This is a genomic window from Stenotrophomonas nitritireducens, from assembly GCF_050984405.1.
In the GTDB taxonomy this organism is placed as follows: domain Bacteria; phylum Pseudomonadota; class Gammaproteobacteria; order Xanthomonadales; family Xanthomonadaceae; genus Stenotrophomonas; species Stenotrophomonas nitritireducens_B.
Window position 1 is genome coordinate 1,923,091 of the sequence record NZ_CP158790.1, and the last position, 15,884, is coordinate 1,938,974.

The 15,884-nt window shown below is 69.5% G+C and carries 15 protein-coding genes; 13 read left to right on the plus strand and 2 right to left on the minus strand.

Going from position 1 to position 15,884, the window contains the following annotated elements; translation table 11 throughout:
• The first annotated feature begins 124 nt into the window (after positions 1–124).
• The 4 genes from cyoA to cyoD are packed head-to-tail and all read left to right on the plus strand — an operon-like array spanning position 125 to position 4,135.
• Positions 125–1,156 carry a ubiquinol oxidase subunit II gene (gene cyoA / locus ABTV91_RS08255; RefSeq protein WP_433854051.1) on the plus strand — a complete coding sequence of 344 codons (1,032 nt, stop codon included), beginning with the start codon at positions 125–127 and terminating at the stop codon, positions 1,154–1,156.
• 2 nt (positions 1,157–1,158) lie between these two features.
• Positions 1,159–3,159 (plus strand): cytochrome o ubiquinol oxidase subunit I, encoded by a 2,001-nt coding sequence (cyoB, locus tag ABTV91_RS08260; RefSeq protein ID WP_433854052.1) that lies wholly within the window; start codon positions 1,159–1,161, stop codon positions 3,157–3,159.
• On the plus strand, positions 3,156–3,794 hold the full coding sequence (gene cyoC, locus ABTV91_RS08265) for a cytochrome o ubiquinol oxidase subunit III (protein ID WP_433854053.1): 639 nt from the start codon (positions 3,156–3,158) through the stop codon (positions 3,792–3,794). The genes cyoB and cyoC overlap by 4 nt, the downstream gene beginning before the upstream one ends.
• Positions 3,794–4,135 carry a cytochrome o ubiquinol oxidase subunit IV gene (gene cyoD / locus ABTV91_RS08270; protein WP_433854054.1) on the plus strand — a complete coding sequence of 114 codons (342 nt, stop codon included), beginning with the start codon at positions 3,794–3,796 and terminating at the stop codon, positions 4,133–4,135. Before cyoC ends, cyoD begins: the two co-directional genes overlap by 1 nt.
• A gap of 338 nt (positions 4,136–4,473) precedes the next feature.
• Here cyoD and ABTV91_RS08275 read toward each other — a convergent pair whose 3' ends face one another.
• Complete coding sequence (locus ABTV91_RS08275; RefSeq protein WP_433854055.1) at positions 4,474–6,531, minus strand: putative bifunctional diguanylate cyclase/phosphodiesterase; 2,058 nt, start codon at positions 6,529–6,531, stop codon at positions 4,474–4,476.
• Positions 6,532–6,666: 135 nt separating this feature from the next.
• Between ABTV91_RS08275 and radA the strand changes: the two genes are divergently transcribed.
• On the plus strand, positions 6,667–8,043 hold the full coding sequence (gene radA, locus ABTV91_RS08280; protein ID WP_433854056.1) for a DNA repair protein RadA: 1,377 nt from the start codon (positions 6,667–6,669) through the stop codon (positions 8,041–8,043).
• A 38-nt stretch (positions 8,044–8,081) separates the two neighbouring features.
• Positions 8,082–8,546 carry a hypothetical protein gene (locus tag ABTV91_RS08285; protein WP_433854057.1) on the plus strand — a complete coding sequence of 155 codons (465 nt, stop codon included), beginning with the start codon at positions 8,082–8,084 and terminating at the stop codon, positions 8,544–8,546.
• Positions 8,547–8,576: 30 nt separating this feature from the next.
• Here the strand turns inward: ABTV91_RS08285 and ABTV91_RS08290 are convergent, their stop codons facing one another.
• Positions 8,577–9,371 (minus strand): cytochrome C assembly family protein, encoded by a 795-nt coding sequence (locus ABTV91_RS08290; protein WP_433854058.1) that lies wholly within the window; start codon positions 9,369–9,371, stop codon positions 8,577–8,579.
• A 118-nt stretch (positions 9,372–9,489) separates the two neighbouring features.
• Between ABTV91_RS08290 and ffh the strand changes: the two genes are divergently transcribed.
• From ffh to trmD, 7 genes are all read left to right on the plus strand, one after another.
• Complete coding sequence (ffh, locus tag ABTV91_RS08295; RefSeq protein ID WP_433854059.1) at positions 9,490–10,869, plus strand: signal recognition particle protein; 1,380 nt, start codon at positions 9,490–9,492, stop codon at positions 10,867–10,869.
• A gap of 29 nt (positions 10,870–10,898) precedes the next feature.
• Entirely contained in the window at positions 10,899–12,179 is a 1,281-nt protein-coding gene (locus tag ABTV91_RS08300; RefSeq protein ID WP_433854060.1) for a hypothetical protein, read from the plus strand.
• A 67-nt stretch (positions 12,180–12,246) separates the two neighbouring features.
• Positions 12,247–13,317: an NAD(P)H-dependent flavin oxidoreductase gene (locus ABTV91_RS08305; protein WP_433854061.1), complete on the plus strand. Its 1,071-nt coding sequence runs from the start codon at positions 12,247–12,249 to the stop codon at positions 13,315–13,317.
• Positions 13,314–14,108, plus strand: coding sequence for an aminotransferase class IV family protein (locus ABTV91_RS08310; RefSeq protein ID WP_433854062.1), 795 nt, complete (start codon positions 13,314–13,316; stop codon positions 14,106–14,108). The genes ABTV91_RS08305 and ABTV91_RS08310 overlap by 4 nt, the downstream gene beginning before the upstream one ends.
• A 111-nt stretch (positions 14,109–14,219) precedes the next feature.
• Positions 14,220–14,480 carry a 30S ribosomal protein S16 gene (rpsP, locus tag ABTV91_RS08315; protein WP_054664242.1) on the plus strand — a complete coding sequence of 87 codons (261 nt, stop codon included), beginning with the start codon at positions 14,220–14,222 and terminating at the stop codon, positions 14,478–14,480.
• Positions 14,481–14,518: 38 nt separating this feature from the next.
• Positions 14,519–15,034: a ribosome maturation factor RimM gene (rimM, locus tag ABTV91_RS08320; RefSeq protein WP_433854063.1), complete on the plus strand. Its 516-nt coding sequence runs from the start codon at positions 14,519–14,521 to the stop codon at positions 15,032–15,034.
• A gap of 5 nt (positions 15,035–15,039) precedes the next feature.
• Positions 15,040–15,780: a tRNA (guanosine(37)-N1)-methyltransferase TrmD gene (gene trmD, locus ABTV91_RS08325; RefSeq protein ID WP_433854064.1), complete on the plus strand. Its 741-nt coding sequence runs from the start codon at positions 15,040–15,042 to the stop codon at positions 15,778–15,780.
• Positions 15,781–15,884 lie beyond the last annotated feature (104 nt).

A 15,884-nucleotide genomic window follows, 5' to 3' on the forward strand; every position in this document is an offset into this window, starting at 1 on the left:
TTGCCGGGCTGAATCCGGCAGTCCCGTATACGTTTTCCCCGATGGGCAATCCATCGGGTGGTCGTTTCGCGCAAGCGTGCAAGGGAGTGCCGGACCAGGCCCCCCCTCGCAATTGGATCGACCGATGATTCCGTTGAAATCACTTGGACGCAGCCTGCGTCCAGGCCTGCTGCTTGCCTTGTCCGCGCTGTTGGCGGGCTGCGACGCGGCCATCCTCAACCCCAAGGGCCAGATCGGCCACGACGAGAAGACCCTGCTGATCACCGCCACGGTGCTGATGCTGCTGGTCGTCGTTCCCGTGATCGTGATGACCCTGGCGTTCGCGTGGAAGTACCGCGCCTCCAACACCAAGGCCCGCTACGAGCCCAAGTGGTCGCATTCCACCGCCATCGAAGTGGTGGTGTGGTCGATCCCGTGCATGATCGTGCTGGTGCTGGCGGTGCTGACCTGGCGCTCCTCGCACGCGCTGGATCCCTACCGGCCGATCGAGTCCGAGCGCACGCCTGTCGTGGTCGAGGCGATCTCGATGGACTGGAAGTGGCTGTTCGTCTACCCGGAAGAGAACGTGGCCGTGGTCAACGAGCTGACCTTCCCGGTCGACGCGCCGCTGAACCTGAAGATCACCTCCGACACGGTGATGAGCGCGTTCTTCATCCCGCGCCTGGGCAGCATGGTCTATTCGATGGCGGGCATGGAGACCAAGCTGCACCTGATCGCCAACGAGGCCGGCGAATTCGAGGGCATGGCCTCGCATTACAGCGGCGCCGGTTTCAACAAGATGCACTTCACCGCGCACGCGGTGAGCGAGGAGCAGTACCGCGCCTGGCTGGACAAGGTCCGCGCCGGCGACAAGGTGCTGGACAAAGCGGCGTTCGGCGAACTGGGCGCGGAGAAGAACCACGACTGGTACCCGGTGACCTATTACGGGCGCACCGAGGCCGGGCTGTTCGACTGGATCCTGGCCCGCCACATGGGCGAGAACCACCACTTCGGCATGAAGAAGCACGACCACGCGGCCGCGCCGCAGGATGCCGCCGCGCACGAGGGCCATGACGGCCACGACGCCGGCGCCACCCCGCCGGACGCTGCCGGCGACGCCGGACACAACGCTGACGAGCACGCCGCCCACGCCGGGCACGGCGCCTCGGGAGAATGACAATGCTGGGCAAACTGACTATCGAAGCGGTCCCGTACCACGAGCCGATCATCATGATCACGCTCGGCGCGGCCGGACTGATCGGCCTCGCCATCCTGGGCCTGATCACCCGCGCCAGGCTGTGGGGCTACCTGTGGAACGAGTGGTTCACCTCGGTGGACCACAAGAAGATCGGCGCGATGTACCTGATCGTCGCCTTCATCATGATGCTGCGCGGCTTCGCCGACGCGGTCATGATGCGCATGCAGCAGGCGGTCGCCGCCGGCGGCGCCGAGGGCTACCTCCCGCCGCACCACTACGACCAGATCTTCACCGCCCACGGCGTGATCATGATCTTCTTCGTGGCGATGCCGCTGATCACCGGCCTGATGAATCTGGTCGTGCCGCTGCAGATCGGCGCGCGCGACGTGGCCTTCCCGTTCCTCAACTCGCTCAGCTTCTGGCTGTTCGTGTCCGGCGCGGGCCTGGTGATGATCTCGCTGGGCGTGGGTGAATTCGCGCAGACCGGCTGGCTGGCGTTCCCGCCCCTGTCGGGCAAGGAATACAGCCCAGGCGTCGGCGTGGATTACTACATCTGGGGCCTGCAGGTCTCGGGCCTGGGCACCACGCTGAGCGGCATCAACTTCTTCATCACCATCCTCAAGATGCGCACCCCGGGCATGAAGCTGATGCACATGCCGGTGTTCAGCTGGACGGCGCTGGTGACCAACGTGCTGATCATCGCCGCCTTCCCGGTGCTGACCGTCACCCTGGTGCTGCTGACCCTGGACCGCTACCTGGGCATGCACTTCTTCACCAACGACGGCGGCGGCAACGCCATGCTGTACATCAACCTGATCTGGATCTGGGGCCACCCGGAGGTCTACATCCTGGTGCTGCCGGCGTTCGGCGTGTTCTCCGAGGTCATCGCCACCTTCTCGCGCAAGACCCTGTTCGGCTACAAGGGCATGGTGTACGCGACGGCCTGCATCGGCGTGCTGTCCTTCGTCGTGTGGCTGCACCACTTCTTCACCATGGGCTCGGGCGCCAACGTCAATGCCTTCTTCGGCATCACGACGATGATCATCTCGATCCCGACCGGCGTGAAGATCTTCAACTGGCTGTTCACCATGTACCGCGGCCGCGTGCACTTCACCTCGCCGGTGCTGTGGACGATCGGCTTCATGGTCACCTTCGTCATCGGCGGCATGACCGGCGTGATGCTGGCGATCCCGGCCATCGACTTCGTGCTACACAACTCCTTGTTCCTGATCGCGCACTTCCACAACGTCATCATCGGCGGCGTGGTGTTCGGCATGTTCGCCGGCATCACCTACTGGTTCCCGAAGATGTTCGGCTTCAAGCTGGACGAGGCCTGGGGCAAGCGCGCGTTCTGGTGCTGGTTCATCGGCTTCTACGTGGCCTTCATGCCGCTGTACGTGCTGGGCTTCATGGGCGTCACCCGCCGCCTGCAGAGCTACCCAAACGCCGACTACCAGCCGTACTTCGTGGTGGCGATGATCGGTGCCTTCATCATCGGCGCCGGCATCCTGTGCCAGGTCATCCAGATCGTCGTGTCCATCCGCGACCGCAAGAAGAACGTGGACCTGACCGGCGACCCGTGGGATGCGCGCACCCTGGAGTGGGAAACCGCTTCCCCGGTGCAGTTCTACAACTTCGCCACCCTGCCCAAGGGCGAGGAACTGGACGATTTCTGGGAGCGCAAGCAGCGCGGTGAGGCCTGGCCGAAGCCGGCCAGGTACAGCGACATCCACATGCCGCGCAACACCGGCGCCGGCGTGGTGATCGGCGCCTTCAGCCTGGTGTTCGGCTTCGCCATGATCTGGCACATCTGGTGGCTGGCGATCATCGGCCTGGTCGGCATGATCGGCGCCTTCATCTGGCGCACCTTCGACAAGGACGTGGACTACTGGGTGCCGGCCGCCGAAGTGGAACGCATCGAAAACGAACATCGCCGCCACCTGGAAGCGCAGGGGCTGGTGAAAACCGAGGTGAAGGCATGAGCACGACCGCCCACACGCTGGACCATGGCCACGCCGCGCACGCGGCGGACCATGGCCACGACCACGAGCACCACCACGACGCGGGCGAGAACACCGTCTTCGGCTTCTGGGTGTACCTGATGAGCGATCTGCTCATCTTCGCCACGCTGTTCGTCACCTACGTGGTGCTGGCCGGCGGCACCAATGGCGGCCCGGGCGCGAAGGAGCTGTTCGACCTGAAGTTCGTGGCCGGCGAAACCGCGCTGCTGCTGGTGTCCTCGCTGACCTTCGGCCTGGGCATGATCGCCATGCACCAGAAGAAGGTGGGCCTGATGTTCGGCTGGCTGGCCGTCACCTGGCTGCTGGGCGCCGGCTTCATGGTCATGGAAATCTGGGAGTTCAGCCACCTGGTGCACGAGGGCTACGGCCCTGACCGCAGCGCCTTCCTGTCGGCGTTCTTCGCCCTGGTCGGCACCCACGGCCTGCACGTGAGCGCCGGCCTGCTGTGGCTGCTGGTGATGTTCATCCAGCTCAAGCAGAACGGGCTGACCGAGACCAACAAGACCCGCATGGCGTGCCTGAGCCTGTTCTGGCACTTCCTGGACCTGGTCTGGATCGGCGTGTTTTCTGTCGTCTACCTGTCGGGAGCTCTCTGATGTCCGCACATGACAACCATGCCCACGGTGCCGGCGGCGAGAGCCACGGCAGCGTCAAGTCCTACCTGATCGGCTTCGTGCTGGCCGCGATCCTGACCATCATCCCGTTCTGGGTGGTGATGGGCGGCGGCCTGTCCTCGACCTTCGCCACCGCCATGGTGATCCTGGTCGCCGGCGTGCTGCAGCTGCTGGTCCACCTGGTGTTCTTCCTGCACCTGGACCGTTCCTCGGCCGCGCGCTGGAACGTCAATGCCGGCCTGTTCACCGTCGTGGTGATCGGCATCATCGTCGCCGGCACGCTGTGGGTCATGTGGAACATGAACTACCACATGATGCACTGACGTCGTACGACGCCCTGATCGCAAAGACCGCCCTTCGGGGCGGTTTTTTTTTTGCGGCTGCGCTCCTCGGGTGAGCTCGGGACTGGCGGCGGGCGATGCCGGAGGCCAGCCCCGGCGAGGTCCGGCCGGGGGCGTCAGCGGTGTGGTGCGTGCTGCATGCAGGCAAGGCAGTTGCCGCGCCGTGGCACTTCGCCGGGAAGGCCCCGGCGCGGGTGCCCCTTTTACGTGCAGCGACTCCCGCACGATCTCCGGCGGCTGGCGGGCAAGGCCCCGTTGCCGTGTCGAGGGAGCCCGGGCAGGGTGTTGAAGGGCGCGCAGGAGAGGCGCGCCGCCACCGCTCAGCCCGCCTGGCCCAGGAATGTTTCCGGGTCCACCGGCTTGCCGAGGTGGTAGCCCTGCAGCAGGTCGCAGCCGAGCTGGTCGAGGAAATCGCGCTGGGCCTCGGTTTCCACGCCCTCGGCCACCACCTGCAGTTGCAGCGAGCGGCCGAGCGCGACGATCGAGGAAACGATGGCGGCGTCCTCGGTATTGCTTTCCAGGTCGCGCACGAAGGCGCGGTCGATCTTCAGTTCCGAGGCCGGCATGCGCTTGAGGTAGAGCAGGCTGGAATAGCCGGTGCCGAAATCGTCGATGGCGATCTTCACGCCCATCGCGGTCAGCGCATTGAGCAGCTGCAGGCTGTTCTCCACGTTCTTCATCGCCGTGGTCTCGGTGATCTCCAGCGTCAGGTGCGCCGGGTCGAGCGCGTGGCGCTGGAGCGTGTCGCGCACCGTATCCACCAGCGAGGGCGAGGTGAACTGCAGCGGCGACAGGTTCACCGCCATCGTCCAGTCGGGGTGGCCGGCGTCGTGCCAGGCGCGCAGCTGGGCGCAGGCGCGGTCCAGCACCCAGTCGCCGATGGGCAGGATCAGGCCGCTGCGTTCGGCGATGGGGATGAAGGTGTCCGGGCCCAGCAGGCCGAGTTCGGGATGCTGCCAGCGCAGCAGCGCCTCGGCGCCGATCACCGGCTGGCCGCTGGCCGGGAACTTGGGCTGGTAGTGCAGCAGCAGTTCGTCGCGGGCGATCGCGCGGCGCAGGTCCTGCAGCAGGCGCAGGCGGCGGCTGGCGCTGGCCTGCATGGCCGGGGTAAAGAAGGTGTAGCCGTTCCGGCCGCTCTGCTTGGTGTGGTACATCGCCGCGTCGGCGTGCGCCATCAGCTCGCGTTCGCTGGTGGCGTCGTCCGGGTACAGGGCGATGCCGAGGCTGGCGCTGAGCTGCAGTTCGGCCGCGTCGATCAGGAATGGCTCGGCCACCGCCGCGGTGATGCGTTCGGCCACCACCACCGCGTCGTCGGTCGATTCCACCCCCAGCACCACCACGAATTCGTCGCCGCCGAGGCGGGCGAGGGTGTCCTGCGGGCGCAGCAGGTCGCGCACGCGCTCGGCCATGCGCATCAGCAGGCGGTCGCCGAACTGGTGGCCGTAGGCGTCGTTGACCAGCTTGAAGCCGTCCAGGTCGCAGAACATCACCGCCACCGAGGCGTCGTGGCGCTTGGCTTTCTCGATGGCCTGTTCGATGCGGTCCTGCAGCAGCATGCGGTTGGGCAGGCGGGTGAGCGGGTCGTGCAGCGCGGCCTCCACCAGTTCCTGGTTGGCGCGCGCCAGCGAATCGACCAGGCGCCCGGTGCGGCTGTGCAGGCGCTTGTCGAACAGCGACGCGATCAGGGTGATGCCGATGATGCCCAGGGTGGTGACGATCACCAGCACCGCCAGCCAGTGGCTCTGCAGCCCGCCATCGACCACCGCGCCGCAGAAGCTGCCGGCCGGGAAGCGCGCCGCGGCCATGCCGGTGTAGTGCATGCCCACGATCGCCACGCCCATCACCAGCGAGGCGGCCAGGCGCAGCAGCCGGGTATGGCGGCCTTCGCGGCGCAGGCGCAGGGCGATCCACAGCGCCGCGCCCGACGCGCCGATGGCGACGAGGATCGAGGCGGCGAACCAGAGCGGGTCGTAGTCGATGCCCGGCTGCATGCGCATCGCGGCCATGCCCAGGTAGTGCATGGCCGCGATGCCGCTGCCCATCAGCACGGCGCCGGCCAGCAGGCGCAGCAGCGGCAGCCGCGGGCGCGAGACCAGCCACAGGGCATAGGCCGAGGCGCCGACCGAGGCGGCCAGCGAGTACAGGGTGATGGCCAGGTCGTAGCCGACCGGGATCGGCAGGTGGAAGGCCAGCATGGCGATGAAGTGCATCGACCAGATGCCCAGGCCCATCGCCAGGGCGCCGCCGGCCATCCAGCCGTAGACGCCGCGCCCGTGGGCGGTGGCCAGGCGCCCGGCCATGTCCAGGGCCGTGTACGAGGCGAGGATGGCGACCAGCAGGGAAACCGCGACCAGCGTCGGGTCGTAGGTACCGACCATGGGGGAAATCCGATGTTTCGTGGGTGAAAGAGTGCATCAACTAACGGCCGCCGACCCTGCTTCTTTAGTCGCGGGGTCGCATCGGCTGCGACGGCCGGCGGGTATCCTGTGCGCGCATCCACCGAAGGAACCCCGATGGCGAAGAACCGCACCGCCTATGTCTGCAGCGAATGCGGCGCCGAGTACAGCAAATGGCAGGGCCAGTGCACCGAATGCGGCGTCTGGAACGTGCTCGGCGAGGTCGTGCTGGAGAGCGCGGCGGCGGCCAGGGCGCCGGCCGCGCGGCGCAGCGGCTGGGCCGGCAAGGTTGAATCACCGAAAATCACCGCGCTCAAGGACGTGCAGCAGAGCGAGCATGCGCGCGTGTCCACCGGCATCGGCGAGTTCGACCGGGTGCTGGGCGGCGGCCTGGTCGAGGGCGCGGTGGTGCTGGTCGGCGGCGACCCGGGCATCGGCAAGTCGACCCTGCTGCTGCAGGCGCTGGCGAGGATGGCCGGTACGCTGCCGGTGCTCTACGTCACCGGCGAGGAATCGCTGGCGCAAGTGGCCGGACGCGCGGTGCGCCTGGACCTGCCGCTGGACGGGCTGAACGCCCTGGCCGAGACCGGCATCGAGCTGATCCTGCAGCACGCCGCCGCGGCGCGGCCGAAGCTGATCGTCGCCGACTCGGTGCAGACGCTGTGGACCGAGACGCTCACCGCCGCGCCCGGCTCGGTCAGCCAGGTGCGCGAGAGCGCGGCGCGGCTGGTGCGCTTCGCCAAGGAAACCGGCACCGCCGTGTTCCTGGTCGGCCACGTCACCAAGGAGGGCGGCATCGCCGGCCCGCGCGTGCTCGAGCACATGGTCGATGCGGTGCTGTACTTCGAGGGCGAGAGCGGCAGCCGCTTCCGCGTGCTGCGCGCGTTCAAGAACCGCTTCGGCGCGGTCAACGAGCTGGGCGTGTTCGCCATGGGCGAGAAGGGCCTGAAGGAAGTGCCCAACCCCTCGGCGATCTTCCTGTCCGGCGGCAGCACGCGCCAGCCCGGCAGCTGCGTGATGGTCACCCGCGAGGGCACCCGGCCGCTGCTGGTGGAAGTGCAGGCGCTGGTCGATTCCTCGCCGCTGTCCAACCCGCGCCGGGTCGCGGTGGGGCTGGAGCAGAACCGGCTGGCGATGCTGCTGGCGGTGCTGCACCGCCATGGCGGGGTGATGGTCGGCGACCAGGACGTGTTCATCAACGTCGTCGGCGGCATCCGCGTGCAGGAAACCGCCGTCGACCTGCCGGTGCTGCTGGCGGTGCTGTCCTCGCTGCGCGACCAGCCGCTGGCGGAAAAGACGATCGCCTTTGGCGAGGTCGGCCTGTCCGGCGAGATCCGCCCGGTGCCCAACGGCGAGGAGCGCCTGCGCGAGGCGGCCACGCACGGCTTCAAGCGCGCCATCGTGCCCAAGGCCAATGCGCCCAAGGCCGGCTCGGTCAAGGGCATGGAAGTGATCGCGGTCGAGCGGCTGGCCGAAGCGATCGAGGCCGCCTGAACCGTACACTCGCGGTTTGCCGCCGAAGGAACGCAACGATGCGCAGCACATGGACCGGGATCGGAATGCTGGGACTGCTGCTGGCGCCGGCGTCGCATGCCGCGCCCCCCTGCGCGGAGCCGCTGGCGGTGGCGCGCGCGCTCTTCGAAGCGGGGACGGCGGCGCGTTTCCTGGATGCGCCCGACGCCCTGTTGAGCGCCGGGTTCGCCCGGGCGATGGCGGACGAACGCGAATGCGAGGAGCGCGAGCAGGGCATCTGCCGGCTGGACCACGACCCGTGGCTGGACGGCCAGGACGGCGAGATCGACAGCGAAGCCGCCTACCGCTGGCTGGCGCGCTCCGTGGCGGTCGGCACCGTGGAAGTGCGTTATTCGGTATGGGGCGAACCGCGGCGCACGCGGTTGGCGATGCGCCGCCAGGACGACGGCTGCTGGCGGGTCGACGATCTCGTCACCGACCGCGGCCTGTCCCTGCGCGGGATACTGGAGCAGCCGCTTCCCTGAGGAGGGCCTTGCCGGGCCGGAACCGGCCGGTCAGCGCGCGTGGCCGAACACCAGTTCGATCACGAACTGGCTGCCGAAGAAGGCCAGCAACAGCAGCACCATCGCGCTCAGCGTCCAGTGCACGGCCTTCACCCCGCGCCAGCCATGGCGGCGGCGGCCGATCATCAGCGTGCCGAACACCAGCCACGACAGCACGCTGAGCACGGTCTTGTGCACCAGCTTCTGCGCCAGCAGGTCGTCCACGAACAGCACGCCGGTGACCAGGGTCAGGGTCAGCAGGCAGAAGCCGACCGTGATGGTGCGGAACAGCAGCGTTTCCAGGTCGGTCAGCGGCGGCAGGGCGCGCAGCCAGGGGCGGAAATCGCGCCGGCGCAGCGCGCGTTCCTGCAGCCACAGCATGATCGCCAGCAGCGCGGCGATACTCAGCGTGGCGTAGGCCAGCAGCGCCAGCCAGGCGTGGGTGGCCAGCTGCCAGCCCAGCGCGCGGCTCGGTTCGTGGCCGTAGCCGTGGTAGGCCAGCAGCAACAGCGCGGCCATCGGGAACACCAGCACGCCCAGCGCCGCCATGCGCCCGCGCGCGCCCACCAGAGTGGTGAGCAGGGCCATGCCCAGGCCCACCAGCGACAGGGCCGCGAAGAAATGCATGTCCGGCCCGCCGCTGGTGCGCATCGCCACCATCAGGTGGTAGCCGCCGTGCAGCACGACCGCGCCGGCAGCCGGCCACAGCCACCCGCGTGCGCCCGCGGCGCGCTCGGCCGCCAGGCCATGGACGAGCAGCCCGGTGGACAGCAGGTAGAGCGCGACGGCGATGAGAACGATTGTCATCGCCACAGTTTCGCACACGCGCCCGCCGCTGGCGATGCGCGCGGCGCCAGGGCGGCGGCGCGCGCCGGCGGCCGCTATAATTTGGCCTCTTTGCCAACGTTCCCGCAGGTTGCACCGCATGTTCGAGTCCCTGACCCAGCGCCTTTCCGGCACCATCGAGCGCCTGCGCGGCCGCGGCCGCCTGACCGAGGAGAACATCCGCGAGGCGACCCGCGAGGTGCGCATCGCGCTGCTGGAGGCCGACGTCGCGCTGCCGGTGGTGCAGGCGCTGATCGAGAAGATCAAGGTGCGCGCGGTCGGCCAGGAAGTGCTCAAGTCGCTGACCCCGGGCCAGGCGCTGATCAAGGTGGTGCGCGACGAGCTCACCGCGGTGATGGGCTCGCAGGCCACCGACCTGAACCTCAACGTGCCGGCGCCGGCGATCATCCTGATGGCGGGCCTGCAGGGCGCCGGCAAGACCACCACGGTCGGCAAGCTGGCCAAGCACCTGAAGGAAAAGCGCAAGAAGAAGGTGATGGTGGTCTCGGCCGACGTCTACCGCCCGGCCGCGATCGAGCAGCTGAAGACCCTGGCCGAGCAGGTCGGCGTGCTGTTCTTCCCGTCCGCCGCCGAGCAGAAGCCGGTGGACATCGTGCGCGCCGCCATCGACGACGCGCGCAAGTCGTTCGCCGACGTGCTGATCGTCGATACCGCCGGCCGTCTGGCCATCGACGAAGCGATGATGGCCGAGATCAAGGCCCTGCACGCGGCGGTCAACCCGGCCGAAACCCTGTTCGTGGTCGATTCGATGACCGGCCAGGACGCGGCCAACACCGCCAGGGCCTTCGGCGAGGCGCTGCCGCTGACCGGCGTGGTGCTGACCAAGACCGACGGCGACGCCCGCGGCGGCGCCGCGCTGAGCGTGCGCTACGTCACCGGCAAGCCGATCAAGTTCACCGGTACCGGCGAGAAGGTCGACGGCCTGGACGTGTTCCATCCCGAGCGCGTGGCCAGCCGCATCCTGGACATGGGCGACGTGCTGTCGCTGGTGGAGCAGGTCGAGCAGCAGGTCGACAAGGACAAGGCGCAGAAGCTGGCCGAGAAGGTCGCCAAGGGCAAGAAGTTCGACCTCAACGACATGCGCGACCAGCTCGAGCAGATGCAGAACATGGGCGGCATCGGCGGCCTGATGGACAAGCTGCCGGGCCTGGGGCAGATCCCCGAGCACCTCAAGCAGCAGGTGCAGCAGAGCAGGGAAGTGCCGCGCATGATCGCCATCATCAATTCGATGACCAAGAAGGAACGCCGCAACCCGGGCCTGCTCAACGGCTCGCGCCGCGCCCGCATCGCGCGCGGCTCGGGTACCCAGCCGGCCGACGTCAACAAGCTGATGAAGCAGTACATGCAGATGGAAAAGATGATGGGCAAGCTGTCCGGCGGCGGCATGAAGGGCATGATGCGCAACATGAAGGGCATGCTCGGCGCCATGGGCGGCAAGGGCGGTCTGCCGTTCCGCTGAGCCCTTCGAGCGACCGGGGAAACCAAGCCGTGTCCTGGTCGCCGGGCCAGCATGCCGTCCTCCTGGGCCTGGCGCTGGTGCTGGCCCTGCGGCTGGCATCGGGCTGGGCCGTGCTGCCGGCCACGCTGGTGTTGTGGGTCGCGCTGGTGCTGGCCGCAGGGCTGGTCGATGCCCTGTTCCGGCGGCGGCGTACCGGTTCGACCGCGGCGCAGGTGGGGCACGAGTCCTCCATCACCACGAGCGCCACATTGGCGCCCCTGCATGGCCCGGTGCCGCGCGCCACCGCGATGCCGGCGTCGGCTCCGGACGGGCGCGAATGGCGCCGCCATGTCGTCGATCTGGCGCCGTTCCACAACGAGCGCTACCCGCGCGCGGACATCTGCGCCACGCACGAGATGTTCCTGCGCGCAGGCGACGTGCTGCTGCTGCGCTTCCATCCCGATACACCTGCCGAGGGCCGTGCGCCGGCGCGCTGGCCCTGCGACCTGTGCGCGCCGGAACAGGGCGCACGGCGCTGGTTCGACGTGGGCGGCGTGGACGAGACCCGTATTGCCATCGAGCGTACCGGCGTGCATTCGCTGGGCATCGGCCAGGACGCGCCGGATGCGTCCGCGGGCGCCGGCAGCATCGGCGTCTGGCTGGCGGTAGCCGCGCCGGATGCGCTTTCGCTGCCGCTGGAGCCGGCGCATGGTGCGAGCTGCCGCTACGAGCGCGACGCCGATGGCGGCGTGGTGGCGCGGATCGAAGGCGAGCGCCCGCTGCAGACGCATGCGCGCCTGCCGTCGCGCGCGGTCGGCGAGGTGCCCCGCGGCGCGTGCCTGCTGTTCGCCGGCGATGCCGATGCATGGGACGTGGCGGGTACAGGCGATCCTTCCAGCGACTGGCTGGCGCAGTACCGGCACCTGCACCGCTGGTACCTGCAGCTGAGCCGGGGCGACGTGCTGGTGCTGGAGCAGGCGTGGCAGGCCGACGCATTCGACCGCCGCCTGCCGCGCGACGACGGCGCGGTCGGTTTCACCGACGGCGCGCTGCGCCTTTACGGCTTCGTGCGCGGGCCTCACCTGTACGACGGCGGCGTGGTGGACGGCCGCCATGCGTTCACCTGCGGCGCCGACGGCTTCCACTGCCTGGAGCTGGAACTGCACGGCCCGCCGGAGTGGCGCGGCCGCCCGGCCACGGATTTCGTCGACCTGCGGCTGTGGGGCGCTTTCCTGCAGCGTCCGCAGGCCGCGCGCGACTTCGACCTGCGCGACGGCCGGGTCGAGGACTGGTACCGGATGCCGATGCCCGTGCCGCGGGACCTGGCGTGAGCTGCCTGCCGGCATTGGCACCACAGGACCGCTCGGCGATGATGACGGCCCCCGATTGGAGTGCGCCATGACCTCGGACATCCGGCAACGCGCGGACCATTTCTGCCAGCGTTTCGGCATCGCGCTTCCCATCCTGCTGGCGCCGATGGCCGGCGCATGCCCTGTAGCCCTGTCCGCGGCCGTTGCCAATGCCGGCGGCATGGGCGCGATGGGCGCGGTGCTGTCCACGCCGGAGCAGATCGGGCAGTGGATGGACGACTTCCGCCGGCAGTCGGACGGCCCGGCCCAGGTCAACGTCTGGGTGCCCGACCCGGCACCGGCGCGCGACGCCGTGGCCGAAGCGGCGACCCGCGCCTTCCTCGAGCGCTGGGGGCCGGCGGTACCGGCCAGCGCCGGCGATGCCGGACCGGCCGATTTCGACGCGCAGTTCGATGCCCTGGTCGCGGCGCGGCCGGCGGTGGCCTCGACCATCATGGGCGTGTTTTCCGTGGCGCAGGCGCGGCGCCTGAAGGCCGCCGGCATCGCCTGGTTTGCCTGCGCCACCACGCTGGAGGAAGCGCTGCAGGCGCAGGCGGCCGGCGCCGACGCGGTGGTCGCGCAGGGCATGGAGGCCGGCGGCCATCGCGGCGCGTTCGCGGCCGGGCGCGCCGACGCGCAGATGAGCGGCCTGTTCGCCCTGCTGCCGCGCCTGGCCGACCGGCTCGAGGTGCCGGTGATCGCCGCCGGCGGCATCGGCGACGGCCGCGGCGTGGCCGCGGCCATGATGCTGGGCGCCAGTGCGGTGCAGGTGGGCACGGCCTTCCTGGCCACCGACGAATCCACGATCCCCGATGCCTGGAAACAGGCGCTGCCCACGGCGGAGCCGGAACAGACCCGCGCCACCCGCGTTTTCAGCGGCCGTCTGGGCCGCGCGCTGGACACCGCCTACATACGCGCCGCCGAGGCCGCCGATGCGCCGCGCCCGCAGCCGTATCCGGTGCAGCGCGGGCTCACCGCCGCGATGCGCCGGCAGGCGCAGGCCGACAACCGCCTGGACGCGATGCAGGCCTGGGCCGGGCAATCGGCGTGGATGGCGCGGCGCGGCCCCGCCGCCGCCGTGGCGCAGTCGATATGGCAGCAGGCGCAGGCGCTGCTGTGAGCCTGCTGTCCTGCAACGGCGAGCCGGTCGAGGCGGCGCTGGTCGGCGCGGCCCTGGTCAACTACGGGCACTTCACCTCGCTGCAGGTGCGTGGCGGTGCGGTACAGGGCTGGGCCCTGCACCTGCAGCGCCTGCAGCAGGGCACGCGCGAACTGTTCGACGCGGAACTGGACGAGACGCAACTGCTGGGCTGGCTGCGGCAGGCGCTGGAGCGCAGCGGCATGACCGACGCCTCGCTGCGCATCACCGTGTTCTCGCGCGCCTTCGACTTCCGCCAGCCGTTGCGCCCGGTGCCGGTGGACGTACTGGTGGGTGTCGCCGCGCCGGCTTCGGCGCCGGCCAACGCCCGGGCGGTCCTGCCGGTGCGTTACCAGCGCGAACTGCCGCAGCTCAAGCATGTCGGCACCTTCCCGCTGTTCCAGTACCGGCGCCTGGCCCTGCGCCAGGGCTTCGACGACGCCGTGTTCGTCGATGCGGCGGGGCGGGTGAGCGAGGGCAGTACCTGGAACATCGCCTTCCTGGCCGGCAACGAGGTGCTGTGGCCGCAGGCGGAGGCGCTGCGCGGTACCGCCGAACAACTGCTCATCGCCGGGCTGGAGCGTCTGGGGCGGGCGCAGGCGTGGCGGGAAGTTCCGCTGGACGCCCTGCCGGGCGTCTCCGGGGCGGTGGCCTGCAACGCCGCCGGGCTGTGGCCGCTGGCACGCATCGGCGACTGCCGGTTCGCGGACTCGCAGGCACTGCTGGAAGGGCTGCGGCAGGCGCTGGCGCAGGCACCTTGGCGACCGCTCTGATCCGCCCGTTCAGGCAGGATGGGGGGCGGGCTTGGAATGGGGCAGGGCCGCGGCTATAATCGCCGGCTTACCGCGCCATCCTGGCGACTGGGCTACAAAGGAAAAACCACCATGGTCAAGATTCGACTGACCCGCGGCGGCGCCAAGAAGCGTCCGTTCTACCACATCATCGTCACCGACGTCCGCAGCGCCCGCGACGGCCGCAACATCGAGCGCGTCGGCTACTACAACCCGGTCGCCCAGGGCGCCGAGCAGCGCGTGGTGCTGGACATCGCCGCCGTCGACAAGTGGGTCGCCAACGGCGCCCAGCTGACCGACAAGGTTCGCAACCTGTACAAGGAAGCGACCAAGGCCCAGGCCGCAGCGGCCTGATCCTGGCGGGCCGCGCGCAAGCGCGGCCCGACTGCTTTATGAAGAAAGATTCCGAGCGCCGGATCCTGCTGGGCAGGGTGACCGGCGCTTTTGGTGTGCGCGGCGAGCTCAAGCTCGAGTCCTGGACCGAGCCGCGGCTGGCCATCTTCAACTATCAACCGTGGATCCTGCGTAGCCCGTCCGGGCAGGAGTCGCAGATCAGCGGCGTGCGTGGCCGCGAGGCCGCCAAGACGCTGGTGGCGACGTTCCCCGGCGTGGACGACCGCAACGTGGTCGAAGCCATGCGCGGCACCGAGATCTACATCGCGCGCAGCGCGCTGCCGCCGCCGAAGCCGGACGAGTACTACTGGGTCGACCTGGAAGGCCTGGACGTGCAGACCGTGGACGGCGTGAAGCTGGGCCGCGCCTCGCACCTGTTCAATACCGGCGCCAACGACGTGCTGGTGGTGCGCGGCGACCGCGAGCGCATGGTGCCGTTCGTGATGGGCGACTTCGTCAAGTCGGTCGATTTCGACGCCAACCTGATCGTGGTCGACTGGGATCCGGAGTTCTGATCCCGATGCGCATCGACGTCATCACCCTGTTCCCCGAGTTCATCGCGCAGTCCGCCGCGCTGGGCGTGGTGGGCCGCGCGCAGGAGCGCGGCCTGCTCGAGCTGCACGGCTGGAATCCGCGCGACCACGCCGAGGGCAATTACCGCCGCGTGGACGACCGCCCGTTCGGCGGCGGCCCGGGCATGGTGATGCTGATCGAACCGCTGCGCGCGGCGCTTGCCGCCGCGCGCGCCGCCGACCCGACCCCGGCGCCGCTGATCTACCTGAGCCCGCAGGGCCGGCCGCTGACCCAGGCCAGGGTGCGCGAGCTGGCCGCGCTGCCGCGCATGATCCTGCTGTGCGGCCGCTACGAGGGCGTGGACGAGCGTTTCCTCGCCGCCGAGGTGGACGAGGAGATCTCCATCGGCGATTACGTGCTGTCCGGCGGCGAGCTGGGCGCGGCGGTGATCGTCGACGCGGTCACCCGGCTGCAGGAAGGCGCGCTCAACGACGCCGAATCGGCGGTGCAGGACAGTTTCGAAGGCGACGGCCTGCTCGACTGCCCGCACTACAGCCAGCCGGCCAGCCACGCGCTGGGCGAGGTGCCAGAAGTGCTGCGCTCGGGCAACCATGCCGCGATCGCGCGCTGGCGCCGGCAGCAGTCGCTGCTGCGCACGGCCCTGCGCCGCCCCGACCTGCTGGACGAAGCCAGCCTGGACAAGACCGACCGCCGGCTGCTGGACGAGGCCCGCGGGAAACTGCCGTAGGCGCGGGCTTCCCCGGCCAGGGCCCGGCGCAGGCCAGCCCGGACCTGCGGCAGAAGCCGCTGGCGCAGCGCCGGAAGCTCATCTATAATGCGCGGCTTGCTGCT